The sequence below is a fragment of the Bradyrhizobium sp. 6(2017) genome (assembly GCF_011058295.2).
Lineage (GTDB): Bacteria > Pseudomonadota > Alphaproteobacteria > Rhizobiales > Xanthobacteraceae > Bradyrhizobium > Bradyrhizobium septentrionale.
The window spans coordinates 3853481-3867904 of record NZ_CP049289.2 but is presented as its reverse complement, the minus strand read 5'-3'; the positions used below and the strand labels follow the sequence as shown (position 1 = coordinate 3867904).

The 14424-nt window shown below is 63.2% G+C and carries 14 protein-coding genes; all 14 read right to left on the bottom strand.

Going from position 1 to position 14424, the window contains the following annotated elements; translation table 11 throughout:
- Positions 1 to 9: 9 nt before the first annotated feature.
- The 14 genes from G6P99_RS17955 to G6P99_RS17890 all read right to left on the bottom strand — a co-directional run bounded on the left by G6P99_RS17955 (position 10) and on the right by G6P99_RS17890 (position 14382).
- Positions 10 to 822, bottom strand: coding sequence for a CbbQ/NirQ/NorQ/GpvN family protein (locus tag G6P99_RS17955; protein WP_029080619.1), 813 nt, complete (start codon positions 820 to 822; stop codon positions 10 to 12).
- Positions 823 to 861: 39 nt separating this feature from the next.
- Positions 862 to 1881 carry an alpha/beta fold hydrolase gene (locus G6P99_RS17950; RefSeq protein ID WP_029080620.1) on the bottom strand — a complete coding sequence of 340 codons (1020 nt, stop codon included), beginning with the start codon at positions 1879 to 1881 and terminating at the stop codon, positions 862 to 864.
- 34 nt (positions 1882 to 1915) lie between these two features.
- Positions 1916 to 3250, bottom strand: coding sequence for a purine-cytosine permease family protein (locus G6P99_RS17945; RefSeq protein WP_029080621.1), 1335 nt, complete (start codon positions 3248 to 3250; stop codon positions 1916 to 1918).
- A 95-nt stretch (positions 3251 to 3345) separates the two neighbouring features.
- Positions 3346 to 4383, bottom strand: a complete 1038-nt coding sequence (locus tag G6P99_RS17940; RefSeq protein ID WP_029080622.1) for an aliphatic amidase — start codon at positions 4381 to 4383, stop codon at positions 3346 to 3348.
- Positions 4384 to 4416: 33 nt separating this feature from the next.
- A complete protein-coding gene (gene urtE / locus G6P99_RS17935; RefSeq protein WP_029080623.1) occupies positions 4417 to 5109 on the bottom strand; it encodes an urea ABC transporter ATP-binding subunit UrtE in 693 nt (230 codons plus the stop codon).
- A complete protein-coding gene (urtD, locus tag G6P99_RS17930; protein ID WP_029080624.1) occupies positions 5102 to 5854 on the bottom strand; it encodes an urea ABC transporter ATP-binding protein UrtD in 753 nt (250 codons plus the stop codon). The genes urtE and urtD overlap by 8 nt, the downstream gene beginning before the upstream one ends.
- A complete protein-coding gene (gene urtC / locus G6P99_RS17925) occupies positions 5851 to 6990 on the bottom strand; it encodes an urea ABC transporter permease subunit UrtC (RefSeq protein ID WP_029080625.1) in 1140 nt (379 codons plus the stop codon). Before urtC ends, urtD begins: the two co-directional genes overlap by 4 nt.
- Before the next feature lie 16 nt (positions 6991 to 7006).
- A complete protein-coding gene (gene urtB / locus G6P99_RS17920) occupies positions 7007 to 7876 on the bottom strand; it encodes an urea ABC transporter permease subunit UrtB (RefSeq protein WP_029080626.1) in 870 nt (289 codons plus the stop codon).
- A gap of 128 nt (positions 7877 to 8004) precedes the next feature.
- Positions 8005 to 9255 (bottom strand): transporter substrate-binding domain-containing protein, encoded by a 1251-nt coding sequence (locus G6P99_RS17915; RefSeq protein WP_035976739.1) that lies wholly within the window; start codon positions 9253 to 9255, stop codon positions 8005 to 8007.
- A 128-nt stretch (positions 9256 to 9383) separates the two neighbouring features.
- On the bottom strand, positions 9384 to 10025 hold the full coding sequence (locus G6P99_RS17910; RefSeq protein WP_029080628.1) for an ANTAR domain-containing response regulator: 642 nt from the start codon (positions 10023 to 10025) through the stop codon (positions 9384 to 9386).
- Positions 10022 to 11176, bottom strand: a complete 1155-nt coding sequence (locus tag G6P99_RS17905) for a transporter substrate-binding domain-containing protein (protein WP_029080629.1) — start codon at positions 11174 to 11176, stop codon at positions 10022 to 10024. The genes G6P99_RS17910 and G6P99_RS17905 overlap by 4 nt, the downstream gene beginning before the upstream one ends.
- Positions 11177 to 11432: 256 nt before the next feature.
- Positions 11433 to 11897, bottom strand: a complete 465-nt coding sequence (locus G6P99_RS17900) for a Zn-ribbon domain-containing OB-fold protein (RefSeq protein ID WP_029080630.1) — start codon at positions 11895 to 11897, stop codon at positions 11433 to 11435.
- Positions 11894 to 13090 carry a thiolase C-terminal domain-containing protein gene (locus G6P99_RS17895; RefSeq protein WP_029080631.1) on the bottom strand — a complete coding sequence of 399 codons (1197 nt, stop codon included), beginning with the start codon at positions 13088 to 13090 and terminating at the stop codon, positions 11894 to 11896. The genes G6P99_RS17900 and G6P99_RS17895 overlap by 4 nt, the downstream gene beginning before the upstream one ends.
- Complete coding sequence (locus tag G6P99_RS17890; RefSeq protein WP_029080632.1) at positions 13087 to 14382, bottom strand: CaiB/BaiF CoA transferase family protein; 1296 nt, start codon at positions 14380 to 14382, stop codon at positions 13087 to 13089. The genes G6P99_RS17895 and G6P99_RS17890 overlap by 4 nt, the downstream gene beginning before the upstream one ends.
- Positions 14383 to 14424 lie beyond the last annotated feature (42 nt).

Genomic DNA, 14424 nt, shown 5'->3' with positions numbered 1-14424 from the left:
GGCTTCCATTCACGCAGAGGCCGAGATCACGTCGCGCAACGTGTTCCTGGTGTCCGCATCATCTGTCAAGGGAACGACAATCGTGGTCTCGCACGCCTTTTCGAGGCTGATGCCGCATCCGATCAGCCGGCCGGCATTGACCAGCATCCGGGTCGAGGCGCCCTCGTCGAGACCTTGGCCCTTCAGGTTGCGACTGTGCTGGGCGATCTTGACCAGGAGATCGGCGAGGTTCGGCTCGATGCCGGCCTCGCGCGACACCACCTCGGTCTCCGCCGACCGGTCGGGATACCCGAAATCCAGCGCCGCAAAACGTTGTTTGGTGGATTCCTTGAGATCCTTGATCGCGCTCTGGTAACCCGGATTGTAGGAGATCACGAGCTGAAAGTCGGAATGGGCGTGGATCAGTTCGCCACGCTTTTCCAGCGGCAGGACACGACGATCATCGGTCAATGGATGGATCACGACGGTGGTGTCCTGGCGTGCCTCGACGATCTCGTCGAGGTAGCAGATCGCGCCAAGGCGCACGGCGGTGGTGAGCGGCCCGTCGCTCCACACCGTACCCTGTGCATCGAGCAGCCATCGCCCCACCAGATCCGCCGCCGTCATGTCCTCGTGACAGGCGACCGTGATGAGCGGGCGGCCGAGCCGCCACGCCATGTATTCGATGAACCGAGTCTTGCCGCAGCCGGTGGGGCCTTTCAGCATCACCGGCATGCGGTTCGCATAGGCTGCACCGAACAGTTCGACCTCATCCTTGAGCGGCCGGTAATACGGCTCCTCCCGGATGCGGTACTGGTCAAGCAGCAGAGCGGGATTGGACAAGCTCACCCCTCCCATGATCGCGCAGGCAACCGTTCGATTTCACGATGCGAGCAATTCCTTGAGCTTGGTGTCGATGAAGGCGACATCGACCGGGTTGGTTCCCGGCCCGCCCGCGAAATGCCCCCAGATCGACGGCACCGGCACGAACTTGGCGTTCGGCATGTTCGCCACTTCGATCTCGCTGTCCTCGGGCGGGAAGTAAAGATCGGTCTGCCCCGGCATGACATAGGCCTTGGCCTTGATCGCCCTGAGCGCGGCCTTGAAGTCGCCCTTGTAGATCTCGTTGGCGCTGATGTCACCGTTCTGCCAGGTCCACAGCATGGTGAGCAGGTTGTTGGGATCCTTCGGCAAGAAGAAGCCCTCCCAGAACGCCACCAGGAAATCCTCCAGCGACGAATAGCCCAGCGTCTTGATGTCGAGCTGCTCGCGATAAAAGGCCTGCGAAAAGCCCCAGCCGGCATAGACCCGCGCGGCTGCGCGCAGGCCGCGGGCCGGCTTGTCGGTGTACCAGCCCTCCTTCCACGCGGCATCCGCAGTGAGCGCCGCCTTCACGCCCTCGAGGAACACGTAGTTGTGGCGCGAGCATTTGGCCGAGCCGCAGAACGGCGCCAGCAGGTCCATCATATCGGGGTAGAGCGCGCCCCAATGGAAGGTCTGCAGTGCCCCCATCGACCAACCGACCACCAGACGGATGTGCTTGATACCGAATTGCTCGGTCACCAGCCGGTGCTGGGCGCGCACATTGTCATAGGCCGTCACCTGCGGAAAACGCGGCCCGTTGTACGGCTCCGGTGTGTTGCTCGGCGATGACGACAGGCCGTTGCCGAGCATGTTGGGTATGATGATGAAGTATTTTGCCGGATCGAGTGCCATGCCCGGCCCGATCAGCCATTCATTGTCGTAGTGCTGGCCGGAGTACCAGGTCGGATAGACGATCACGTTGTCCTTGGCCGCGTTGAGCTGGCCAAACGTCTTGTAGGCGAGCTTGCAGTCGCGGATGGTCGCGCCGCGCTGCAAGGTCAGATTGCCGAGATCGTAGATCTGATAGTCGACGCTCATTGATGCATCCTTTTTGCTTAATCGAGCCTGTCGCTTATGCGGGACGCGCCACCTTTTCGGCGGACGGCTCCACCCGTGCGATCGCCCCGTACACGATGCCGGCGACCAGCGCGGCCGAGATCGCAGTGGACAGCCCCGGCATCAGGTTTTCAACTGCAAAGGCGCACAGCGACCCGATGCCCCAGGCAATGAACGGCTTCGCACGCCAGTCCACGTCCGCCCGCGCACCGGCGCGCAACAGGTACTGGTCGACCAGGATGATCGCACCGATCGGCGGCACGAGGATGCCGAGCAGCGACAGCCATTGGATGAAGAACGCCCAGACATTGCCAGCCGCAACGACGATGCCGATGGCGCCAAGTATCACGGCCATCAAGCGCATGTTGGTGCCCAGAATGCGCGACCAGCCGGTGGCCGCATTATACAGGCAGTGCGAGCAGACCGAGCCAAGATTGGCGTAGAGGAAGATGAACGCGAGGATGCTGAGCCAGGTGAGCTGCTTGCCGTTCATGTAGCCGAACATGTTGTCGACGCCGAACGGATTGGCGTTTGGCACGGCGAGCGCCGCGGTCATCACGCCGCCAACCAGCATCGCCACCAGATTGGCAAACGGAAACGCGCTGAATGTGGCAAACAGTGATGATCGCGCACTCGGCGCCCAGCGGTTGAAGTCCGCAGTCACCGTGCCGGCGTCGATGAACAGCGCGAGCACCACCGTGAGACCGACGCCCATCGACATGCTGGCCACGCCATTATTGCCGGCATAGCCAAAGATCGCCGCTGATGTCGTGGTCGAGGCGGCGTCGGCCGCGACCCAAAGGCCGAGCACGACGAACAGCGGCACCGACGCCAGCCCGATATAGTGCAAGCCCTTCACGCCGACGAAGGTGATTCCGATATAGAGCACGCCGGCAACGATGGTCATGGCCACGTAATTGAGGCCGTAGGTCGAGGAGATCAAGGCGCCCGTGATGCCGGTCTGCACGGCGTACCAGCCGAGCAGCAGCGTCGACAGCAGACCCGACGCCAGCACATAGCCCTTCTTGCCGAACACAATGCTCGCGATCAGCGCGAAGTTCATGCCGCGCCGGGTGCCGATCAGGCCGAGCGCGCCCACATAGGCGAACATGATCAAATTGCCGACGATCATCGCTACCAGCGCATTCTTGAACCCCATGCCCAGCACGAGCAGCGATCCGGTCATCGCGCCGGTGATGATCATCGGAAAGCCCAGCCACACCATGGTCACCGAGAAGGCGCTGCGCCGGGCGCCCATCGGCACCGGCTCGTGCTCGAACTCGTGACCGAGAAGGTCGTCGATCTGGCCCTCGGTCTGATGAACCAGCCCGCTATTGGATTGACTGCTCATGATATCGCCCCCGCTTCCCCTGTGTGGAAATGCCCGCCGTTGCCTCGAACCACGCCGGCGCGAAACACAGCGCCGGCGCCGATCGTCGATGTCGCCTAGCGATGCGCGACTTTCTGGTTCGGAATGCCCTCGATCGGACACTCGTCGGTGCCGACAGTCGGGCGGGTCATGGCCTCGACCATTTCCCGCGTGCCCTCGGGGTCCGTGATCCAGTTCTTGTAGAAGGTGTAGGGGCAGACCGCGTGGCCGCGATCACCATCACCGGAGTTGATCAGGCCGGTATAGCCGCGGTGCATCAGCTTGAAGAGATGGTTCTGCGACTGCATGTTGCGGCGGGCGTCGCGGATCAGCGATACCGAGAGCTGGGCGTACTGGATGCCGTTGTCCTCGGTGCCGCACTCGCCGAGCGTGCGGCCGTCGAAACCGATGATCGCGGAATGGCCGAAATAGGAATAGACGCCGTCGAAGCCCGAGGCGTTGGCGACCGCGACGTAGCAATTGTTGGCCCAGGCCATCGACTTCGAGATCTGGATCTGCTGCTCCTTGGCCGGATACATGTAACCCTGGCAGCGGACGATCAACTCGGCGCCGCGCATGGCGCAGTCACGCCAGATCTCCGGATAGTTGCCGTCGTCGCAGATGATCAGACTGATCTTCAGCCCCTTCGGCCCTTCCGAGACGTAGGTGCAGTCGCCGGGATACCAGCCCTCGATCGGCACCCATGGCATGATCTTGCGATACTTCTGGACGATCTCGCCCTTGTCGTTCATCAGGATCAGAGTGTTGTACGGCGCCTTGTTGGGATGCTCCTCGTGGCGCTCGCCGGTCAGCGAGAACACGCCCCAGACCTTCGCCTTGCGGCAGGCGTCCGCGAAGATGCGGGTCTCCTCGCCGGGCACCGACGATGCCGTCTCGTACATCTCCTTGGAGTCGTACATGATGCCGTGGGTCGAGTATTCCGGGAAGATCACCAGGTCCATGCCCGGCAGGCCGAGCTTCATGCCCTCGACCATGTTGGCGATGTTGCGCGCGTTATCCAGCACCTGCGCCTTGGTGTGCAGGCGTGGCATCTTGTAATTGACCACGGCGACGCCGACCGTGTCCTTGCTGCTCGATATGTCTCCATGCAACATGTCTCGACTCCCTTTCTTGAACCATAGTTCCCGCTACACAGCCATGTGCAGCTGGATGAGATCATCGGTGAGCTCACCGATCGCGCCCTTGGCGACGACGCGTCCCTTTTCGAGCAGCGCGAAGCGGTGAGACGCACGCCGCGCGAACGCGACATTCTGTTCGACCAGCACGACTGTGATGCCGCGCTCGCGGTTGAGGCGGACGATCACGTCCTCGATCTGCTCGACGATGTTCGGCTGGATGCCCTCGGTCGGTTCGTCCAGCAGGATGACCTTGGGCTGGGCGAGCAGCGCGCGCGCGATCGCAAGCTGCTGCTGCTGGCCGCCGGAGAGATTGCCGCCGTAGCGATTGAGAAAGTCCTTGAGAACCGGAAACAGCTCGAGCACCCACTCCTCGATGCCGTTGGCCGATTTCGCAGCGAAGGTCCCGAGCGTCAGGTTCTCCCGCACAGTGAAGCGCGGCAGAATGCCGCGTCCCTGCGGCACATAGGCGATGCCGGCCTTGGCGCGCTGATAGGTCCGCAATGGCGAGATGTCGGCGCCGTCGAGCGACAGCCGTCCGGTGACGCGGTCCATCAGGCCGAGGATGCTGCGCATCAGCGTGGTCTTGCCGACGCCGTTGCGGCCGAGCACCGAGAGGAACTCGCCATTGCCGACCATCAGGTTGATGCCCTGCAGGGCGCGGCTGTTGCCGTAAAAGGCGTCGACGTCGGTCAGCTCAAGCATGGCTGATGCCTCCCGATCCGAGGTAAGCGCGGCGCACTTCGGGATGCGCCTCGACCTCCGCCGCGGTGCCCTCGGCCAGCATCTGGCCCATATGCATCACCGAGATGATGTCGCCGATCGCCTTGACGAAACCCATGTCATGCTCGACCACGATCAGCGTGTGCTTGCCCTTCAGCCGCGCGAACAGTTCGGCGGTCTTGCGAGTTTCCTGTGCCGTCATGCCCGCGGTGGGCTCGTCCATCAGGATCAGCTCGGCGTCCTGGGCGACCAGCATGCCGATCTCGAGCCATTGGGTCTGGCCGTGCGACAGATAGGCGGCGGGCCGGTCGAGCTGCTCGGTGAGCCCGACCAGTTCGGCAAGACGTTCAACGTCCGGGCGCCCGGAATTGCCGACATTCCAGCGAAGATTGCCGAACACGGAGGTGTGGTGGGCCCGGGCCACTTCAAGGTTCTCGGAGACCGAGAGCTCGCGGAACACGCTCGGCACCTGGAACTTGCGGCCAACGCCGGCGCGGGCGATCTCGTATTCCTCGAGATCCTGCAGCGCGGTGCCGTCAAAGCTGACGGTGCCGCCGCTCGGCTTGACCTTGCCGCAGATGATGTCCAGCGCCGTGGTCTTGCCCGCGCCGTTCGGCCCGATCAGGCAACGCAGTTCGCCCTTGCGGACGCTCATGTTGAGGCCATTGATCGCCCTGAAGCCATTGAAGCTGACCGAGATGTCGCGGAGTTCGAGATGGGAAGTCATGTGCTGCCCTCCGTCTGGCCGACGCCTTGCGCAACACCACGGCCGGTGGCCTGCCGGCGTTGCACGATCCAGCGCACGACGACCTGGGCGAGGCCGGCGAGCCCCTTCGGCAGGAACAGCACCACGAGCACGAACAGCGCGCCCATCACCAGCGTCCAGGTTTCCAGGAAAGCCGCAGATTCCGACAGCGCCCCCTGCATGCCCGCCACCAGCACCGCGCCGAGGAACGCACCGACCAGGCTCTGCCGGCCGCCGACCGCGCACCACACCACCACCGACAGCGAAATCTGCACGCCAAGGAAGGTCGGCGAGGCAAACTCCATCACCACCGTGTAGAGCATGCCGGCAAGCCCCGCGATCGCGGCCGACAGCGCGAACACGAAGATCTGGTAGAGCGCGACGTCGTAGCCGAAGTAACGCACCCGGCTCTCATGGTCGCGGATCGCCTGCACGATCAGGCCGGCCCTGGACTTCGTGAAGGCAAAGGCGACGAGCAGGCTGAGCAGCACGCAGCCGGCCACGAGATAGTAGGTCGCGCGGCCATAAGCATCGAACGCGACGCCGAAGATCTCGAGCTGGGCGAGATCGGTGATCCCGTTGAAGCCGCCGGTATAGCTCTGCTGGTCGATGATCACGAGATTGATCACCACCATGGTGGCGAGCGTGATGATCGAGACGTAGACGCCGGTCACACGTCCGCGGAACATGAACCAGCCGAGCGCCGCCGCAACCAGTGCCGGCACGAGCAGGCCCGCCGCGATGGCGAAGGTCAGCGAGCGGAACGGCTCCCAGAACCATGGCAGGTGCGCGACATTGTTCCAGACCATGAAGTCCGGCAGTCCGCTCGCCCCCGTATGCACGGGGACGGTCTTGAGCTTCAGCGCCATCGCCATGGCGTAGGAGCCGAGCCCGAAGCTCATCGCCTGGCCGAGGTTCAGGATGCCGCCGAAGCCCCAGGACAGCCCGAGCGACACCGTGAGGATGCCAAGCACCAGATAGCGCGCGACCTTGTTGAGCAGGAAGTCATTGTTGAGCAGCACCGGCAGCGCGATCACGAGCGCGCAGACAATGAGCAGCGGGGCAAGCTGCGCGATCAGGCGCTGCAATCCGCTGGAGGTAGTCACATTCGACGGCATGAATGAGCGATCTGTCTCAGGCCCGCACGCGTGCGGTGAAAAGCCCTTCGGGGCGGAAACGGATGAGCACGACGATGGCGAGCAGCACGATTGCCTTCGCCACCGTGTCGTTCTGCAGGAAGGCAATGCCGCCGGAGAGTTCGCCGAGAATGAAGGCGCTCGCCACGGTGCCGGCGAGGCTCTGCACGCCGCCGAGCACGACCACCATGAAGGCATCGACCACATAGCCGGTGCCCATATCGGGCGACACGCTCTTGAGCGGCGACACCAGTGCGCCGGCCAGGCCCGCAAGCCCGGCGCCATAGGCAAACGTCAGCGCATAGACCCGCTTGGCGTTGATGCCGAACGAGGCGGCGACCGAGCGGTCCTGGATGATCGCGCGCAGCTTCATCCCGACCGTGGTGCGGTTCATCAGCAACCAGGTCGCCATGAACAGCGCGATCGACACCACGAACAGGAACACCCGATACGACGATATCGGGATACCGAACACGTTCATGCTGTCGGACAGCGCCGGCGGCAGCTGCACGTAGCGCAACTCGCTGCCGACCATCAGCCGCACCGCCTGCTGCAGCATGATGCCGACGCCCCAGGTCGCAAGAATCGTATCCAGCGGCCGGTTGTTGAGCAGGCTCAGGACGTAGCGCTCAATGACCCAGCCGAACGCGGCAACCACGAGGAAGATCGGGACCAGGCTCGTCAGCAGGCTCCACCCGAAATAGGTGTGAAACACCCAGGCCGCGTACGCACCGAGCATCACGAACTCGCCATGGGCGAGATTGATGATGCCCATCGAGCCGTAGATGATCGACAGTCCCAGCGCGACCAGCAGCAGGATCGACCCGATGCTCAGGCCCGTGACGATTTGTTCGATGAATTGGTCCACGTCGGGATCCGCTCTTCAATGTTCGTTTGGTGCGCCTGCCCCTCGCACGCATGCATGCGAGAGGCGCATTTGCTGCGGGACGCCGGCCGCCGGCGCCGCACGCCGACGGCCTTGGTCAGCCCCGGTTGTCAGCTCTTCTCGACCAGGCCCTTCTCGGTGCAGGACTGCCCGGGATAGGCCGCGTAAGGCACCGGCTTCAGCCATTCCTTGGATTCGACGAGAATCTCGAACTGGCCGTTCGACTTCGCCTGGGCGATCTTCGGCCATAGCCAGGTGTGAAGGTTCTCCGGCTCGATCTGGACCTTGCCCTGCGGCGCAATCATTCCCTCGCCCTTGACCGCGTCGCGAATGTTCGGCGGCGTCAGGTCGCTGGTCGCAAGCTTCTCGACCGCCTGTTTGAACAAATAGGTCTGGAAGTAGCAGGCCTCCGACACGAAATGCGTGACCTTGTCGGCGCCCCAGCGCTTCTTGTAGGCCGCGACGAACTTCTCGTTCTCCGGCGACTTGTGCACCATGAAGTACGGCGCCGAGGTGAAGTGGCCGGCGGCAGCCTCACCGCCCATCGCCGCGACCTCATTCTCGGACGTGGTGAGGCTCGCCATCGGCATCTTCTCGGGATCGAGGCCGGCAGCGCGATACTGGCGATGCAGCGCGACCACGGAATCGCCAACCACAGTCGAGAAGATCACGTTCGGCTGGGTCGAGCGGATCTTGTTGATGACGGAAGAGAATTCGGAATGGCCGAGCGGCACATATTCTTCCGCGACGACCTCGCCACCAAGCTTCTCGAGCAGCTTCTTGCAGTAGTTATTCTCTTCCTTCGGATAGATGTAGTTGGAGCCGATCAGATAGAACTTCTTGCCGAACTTCTTGACCAGCCAGGGCACGAACTCGTCCTGCTGCTGGTTCGGCACCGCCCCGGTGTAGATCACGTTCTTCGAACACTCGCGGCCTTCATAGAGCGTCGGATACCAATAGAGATTGTTCTGCCGCTCGAACACCGGGAGTACCGCCTTGCGGCTCGCCGAAGTGTAGGAGCCGAACACGCTGACGCATTTGTCGCCGACGACGAGCTTGCGGGCCTTCTCCGAGAAGGTCGCGGGATCGGACGCAGGATCCTCGACGATCGGCACGATCTTGCTGCCCTTGATGCCGCCGGCGGCGTTGATTTCCTCGATCGCGAGCAGCGTAGCCTTGTTGAGCGATTCCTCGATGATCGCGGTCGTTCCCGTCAGCGAGAACAGCACGCCGACCTTGATTTCGCCGCCGGCGGCGTAAGCGAGGTCGGCGTTCTTGATCCAGATGTGCGGCAGTCCGGCGCCGGCAAACGCGCCAAGCGCCGCGGTATTCCTCAGCAAAGTCCGCCGTGAAATGCTCATCCCTAGCTCCCTTCAGGACTGAAAAAAACAAAAAGCCCTCCCGATGCGCGCTTACGCGAGCATTGGGAGGGCTTTGTTGCCGGTTGTGTCGAAGGCGGCGCTGTCGCCGCCGGCCCCGCTATTGGGGCTTACTGTTGATGATCGTAGCCAAGCAGTTCGAACGAGTCAACAATCGCCGCGGCGACTGCGCTTGCCGACACACGACGATCCATCGCCTGTCGTCTGATGAAGCCATAGGCTTCGGTTTCCGGCATCTGCCGCGTCGCCATCAGAATGGCCTTGGCGCGTTCCACCGTGCGCATCGAACGCAGATTGTCGTCAAGCTTCTCGATCTTGCTGCGGAGCCGCCGCTCATAACCAAATTGACTGCGCGCCAGCACGAGGCTCGACAACACCGCATTCTGCGTGAACGGCCGCGGCAAAATGGCGTTCGGCGTCGCATGACACAGCGCGTCGGCATGAACGGTCTCTGTCGCCGGCAGGATCACGACCAGCGCCGAGCGCGCATCGCCCGGAATCCATGGCAGTCGCCGCGCCAGATCCGGTGAATATTCGCAGTACACCACGTCGGCATCGGCGGGCACGCTTTCCGGCATCGGCCAGACCTGCCGCACCCGCATCCGGAACCGCTGCAGTTCGCGCAGCAACATGCCGACCTGATCGTCGACCGGCGCGACCACCACCGCCGACAGATCGGCAAGTTCCTGAACCATGGTCTTGCGCCCGCCGACGTCTCGGCTCAGCGTCGGCTTACGCGACATTTCGTTCATTGGACGCTTCCTGTTTGCGTTGCACGACCGTATCCGATCAGGAACGGATCGGCATGCACCGGCTCCTTCGACTGGCTGACGATATCGAACTGCCCGTTGCGATTGGCACGCCCGATCCGGGTCCACAGATCAGTATGCCCCGACATCGGGTTGACTGTCACCGCCCCTTGCGGCGCATCAAAGCTGGTGCCGAACACCATGGAGCGCAGCACTTCCGTGTCGAGCGAATTGACCTGTTCGAGCGCCTTCGCGAACAGATGGAGCTGAAAATAGGACGATTCGGCGCACATGTTGGTCGAGACGTCGGCGCCGAACCGCTTCTTGAAGCGCTGCACAAATGCGCTGTTGGCGCTGCCCTCGACGCCCTGGAAATAAGATGCCGCCGTGACGTGCCCCGCGCCGACGTCGAAGCCCATGGCCGCAATTTCGGCTTCCGTCGTGGTCAGGCTGGCGATCGGCACCTGCTTCGGATCGAGCCCGACATTGGCGTAGGCTTGATAGAGAAACACGGTGCCTTCGCCGACGACAGTCGAGAAGATCACGTCGGGCCTGACGCGCTTGATGTCCTGGATGATCGGCACAAAGTCCTGCCAGCGCGCATAGACATTGACATAACGCTCGCCGACCACCGATCCGCCATTGGCCTTGAGCAATTCGCGCATCACGCGGTTGGATTCGCGCGGATAGATATAGTCCGAGCCCACGAAGTAGAACCGCGTTCCGAACGTATCCATCAGATAGCGGCACAGCGCGAGGCTGTTCTGGTTCGGCGAGGCGCCGGTGTAGATGACGTTGGGCGACGCCTCGAACCCTTCGTAAAGCGTCGGATACCAGAGCAGGCCGTTGAGCCGTTCGACCACCGGCAGCACGGCCTTGCGGCTCGACGAGGTGTAGCAGCCGAAGATCGTGCTGACCTGGTCCTCGACCATCAGCCGCTTGGCGTAATGGCCATAGGCGGCGGAATCCGAGCCGGGATCGTAGGCAACGGGAACCAGCTCGCGGCCGCAGACCCCGCCGGCCTCATTAACCTCCTCGATCGCGAGTTGCGTGCCCTGATACTGGGTCTCCTCGATCACCGACATGAAACCGGTCCGCGAGAACAGCACTCCTATCCGCCACGGAGCGGACGTCGTTTGGGTAAGGTTCGACATGATCAGGCCCTCAACAGAGTTGGAGGGACGAGAGGGATTATTGTTCTTGTTGCTCTCGAACAGCTTTGCCGGCGGCGCAAGATTGCATGACATCTGCCGCGAGACAAGGACCCCGGCCGCTCATCCTGTCAGCGGAGCTGACGCGAAACCGGGCAAGTGGATGTCTTAAGACCTGATCATAGGTGCAACGGTTCGAGAACCATCTATCTCCGGTAGACCTGCGATCGATTTCCCGCATCGAGGGCAGACGCGACAGTCACGTCGAGGAAACCTGTTGCTGGCGCCATTGCAGCAAGGAATATGGGGGATTCGAGTCCAGGTGATGTTCGAAGACCCCATCGACATCAGCGCCGATCATGACCTTCTGCGCGGGATCGCCGAGCAGATTGCCGACCATGCGGATTCCCCCGGCGTGAGGCAGCTCGACAAGCACCGCAATGTAAGGTCCATGCCCTTTCAGCGCCGCGTGCGAGGGATGCCACACGCGCTCCCAGCTGAAGATCCGGCTGCGCGGCTCGACCTCCGTCCATGCCGGGTCGAAGGCTTGGCAGCGATGGCAGAGCCATTCGGGTCCGAATTGCCACGTATTGCAGTGGCTGCAGCGTTGAACCAGCAGCTTGCCCTGACGCAATCCTTGCCAATAGGGCGCAGACAGACCATCGGGCTCTGCGACCGGAATTGGCAGGCCCGCCGGAAGATAGCCTGCGCTCGGATTACTCATAAGGTGGCCTCCGAACCCAAAATGAGGTTGCTCGCTGGTGACACCATTGGACCTCCAATGACCATTGCGACGTCGCTGCGGCGGGCTTGGCTCGTCGACGTTCCGCGCACCTGCCGAACGGCCTCCAGCACGAGCTCAAAGCCGTGCATGTAGCACTCGGCGAGATTGCCGCCGCTGGTGTTGAGCGGCAGCCGTCCGGACGGCGCGATCAGACTCTCGAATGTCAGGAAGTCGTTGGCGTCCTCCGGGCGGAAGAAGCCATGCTCTGCCAGCGCCATCACGACGCCGCCGGTGAAATTCTCATACGCCTGGACGACGCCGACATCGGACGGCCCTACCCCGGCCATCCGGTAAAGATCAGGCGCCACTGTGTCGAAACTCGCGGTGGCATAGAGCGGCGCGTTGTGCGCCGTCGCGGCCGCACGATGTCCGGAGCCAAAGGCCGCACCGAGCAGATAGGCCGGCTTGCACCTGAAATCGCCGGCGCGCTCGGCCGATACCAGCACCAGGGCCGCCGCGCCGTCATTCTCCATGCAGCAGTCGTAGAGATGAAACGGCTCCACGATCCAGCGCGAGGCATCGTATTTCCCGGGATCGAGCGGCTTGCCATACATCACGGCACGCGGGTTGGCCTGGGCATGATGATAGGAGGCGAGCGCAATCGCTCGCATGGCGTCCTGCCGGACGCCGTGCTCGTGCATGTAGCGCTGGACGCGCATCGCAAAGCGCTGAGGCGGCGCCAGCACCCCGTAGGGCATCAAATAGGAGCGTTCGCCCGACACGGTGTGGATCCCGGCCGCCTGCCCGAAGCGGCCATATTGACCCTGCGCCAGCGATCGGAACACCACGACGCAATCGGCCAGGCCCGCGACAATCGCGGCCGCCGCATTGGCAACCGCCGCGCAGCAGCCGCCGCCTCCGCCGCCCCATTGCATCGTCGCCGTCCGCAAACGGTGCGTGCCGAGCGCCGCCGCTAGCCGTGACGCCTCGCTGCGATCGTCGCTGTAGGAGGAAAAGCCATCGATGTCGCGGGGATCGAGCCCGGCGTCCGTGCAAGCCGCCAGAATGGCTTTCAGCGCAAGCTTGAATTCGGGATCGGGAGAGGCGCCGTGGCGATAATATTCGGTTTCGCCGATCCCGATCACGGCCACACGCCCCCGCAGCGTCCGCTCGTCTCGCGCTCGCGCCGTCACGCTTTGACGTCCTCTTTGGCATCCTCTTGCGACGGCTGGCTGCCGAAAGCTCCGCTCGCGGCGAGACGCGCGATCTGTGCCTCGTCATAGCCGAGCAGCTCGCGTAGCACGCCTTCGGTATGCTGTCCGACCGCCGGCGCAGCAACCGGATCGACGATCGGCGTCCGCGAATAACGGATCGGCAGGTTCACATTCGGTACCCAGCCGACCGTCTCGTGCGGAATCCGGGTGACGATGGCCCGCTCCCTCGCTTCGGGTGAGCGGATCGCCTCGCCGACGGTGCGCAGCTGGCCGCAGGGGACACCGGCCGCCCGCATCCGCGATTGCCAGTGTGACCATGGCTGCTTGCCGAACGCGTCACCAAGGATCGCGAACAATTCCTCACGCCGGCGGATCCGGTCAGGGCCCGTCGCATAGATATCGGCCACGGCGAGGTCTTCGCGCCCGAGGACCTGCGACATCAAGCGCTGGAAGATCTTGTCATTGCCGCAATTGATGTAGAACGAGCAATCGCTGGCCAAAAACACGCCCGATGGGCAGGTGTCGGGACTGGTGTTTCCGCTTCGCTTCGGATCGGCATCGTTGAACAGCGACTGCATGGTCGCGTACCCGGTCATCAGGACCGCATTCTCGAACAACGATACCTCGATGGCCTGGCCCTGCCCACTGCGCTCGCGCGCGAACAGGGCGCCGAGGATCGCATTGCTCGCCATCATCGCGGTGCTGATATCCATCACCGGCGACAGCGCCCGCACGCCCTCGCGGTCGGCATAGCCGTTCATCGACACAAAGCCGCTCTCGACCTGCGCGATCGGATCAAAACCGAGCCGGTCCGAAAACGCCCCGTCACGTCCATAGGCTGATACGGCGCAATAGATGACCTCGGGTTTGATCTTGCGGCAGCTCTCGTAATCGAGCCCCAGCCGCGCCATGACCCCGGCCGAGAAATTCTCGACGACGACGTCGGCCGTAGCGATCAACTCACGCGCAACCTTCAGGCCTTCGGGGGATTTGAGATCGAGCGCGACGCTGCGCTTGTTGCGGTTGGTCCAGAGGAACGGCGCGCCGTGCTTGAGACCGGGATGCAGCGGAGGATAGCGACGCAAATCGTCGCCGCGGCCGGGCGCCTCGATCTTGATCACCTCGGCGCCCATGTCGGCCAGGATCATGGTGGCAAACGGTCCCGCGATGAAATGGGAGAAATCGGCGACTCGAATGCCCTGAAGCGCCCTTGGCGCATTGGACGCACGCGGCGTGTGCTCGGGGAATTCGGCTTCAAGCTGATCCAACATCAGGACATCCGACGGTTTGAGAGGTATTGATCTAGTTCGCCG

What these genes read in the sequence shown, in the direction of transcription:
- G6P99_RS17950 (WP_029080620.1), bottom strand. Translation starts at nt 1,881, where the DNA reads ATGAGCGTCGACTATCAGATCTACGATCTCGGCAATCTGACCTTGCAG.
- G6P99_RS17945 (WP_029080621.1), bottom strand. Translation starts at nt 3,250, where the DNA reads ATGAGCAGTCAATCCAATAGCGGGCTGGTTCATCAGACCGAGGGCCAG.
- G6P99_RS17940 (WP_029080622.1), bottom strand. Translation starts at nt 4,383, where the DNA reads ATGTTGCATGGAGACATATCGAGCAGCAAGGACACGGTCGGCGTCGCC.
- urtE (WP_029080623.1), bottom strand. Translation starts at nt 5,109, where the DNA reads ATGCTTGAGCTGACCGACGTCGACGCCTTTTACGGCAACAGCCGCGCC.
- urtD (WP_029080624.1), bottom strand. Translation starts at nt 5,854, where the DNA reads ATGACTTCCCATCTCGAACTCCGCGACATCTCGGTCAGCTTCAATGGC.
- urtC (WP_029080625.1), bottom strand. Translation starts at nt 6,990, where the DNA reads ATGCCGTCGAATGTGACTACCTCCAGCGGATTGCAGCGCCTGATCGCG.
- G6P99_RS17915 (WP_035976739.1), bottom strand. Translation starts at nt 9,255, where the DNA reads ATGAGCATTTCACGGCGGACTTTGCTGAGGAATACCGCGGCGCTTGGC.
- G6P99_RS17910 (WP_029080628.1), bottom strand. Translation starts at nt 10,025, where the DNA reads ATGAACGAAATGTCGCGTAAGCCGACGCTGAGCCGAGACGTCGGCGGG.
- G6P99_RS17905 (WP_029080629.1), bottom strand. Translation starts at nt 11,176, where the DNA reads ATGTCGAACCTTACCCAAACGACGTCCGCTCCGTGGCGGATAGGAGTG.
- G6P99_RS17900 (WP_029080630.1), bottom strand. Translation starts at nt 11,897, where the DNA reads ATGAGTAATCCGAGCGCAGGCTATCTTCCGGCGGGCCTGCCAATTCCG.
- G6P99_RS17890 (WP_029080632.1), bottom strand. Translation starts at nt 14,382, where the DNA reads ATGTTGGATCAGCTTGAAGCCGAATTCCCCGAGCACACGCCGCGTGCG.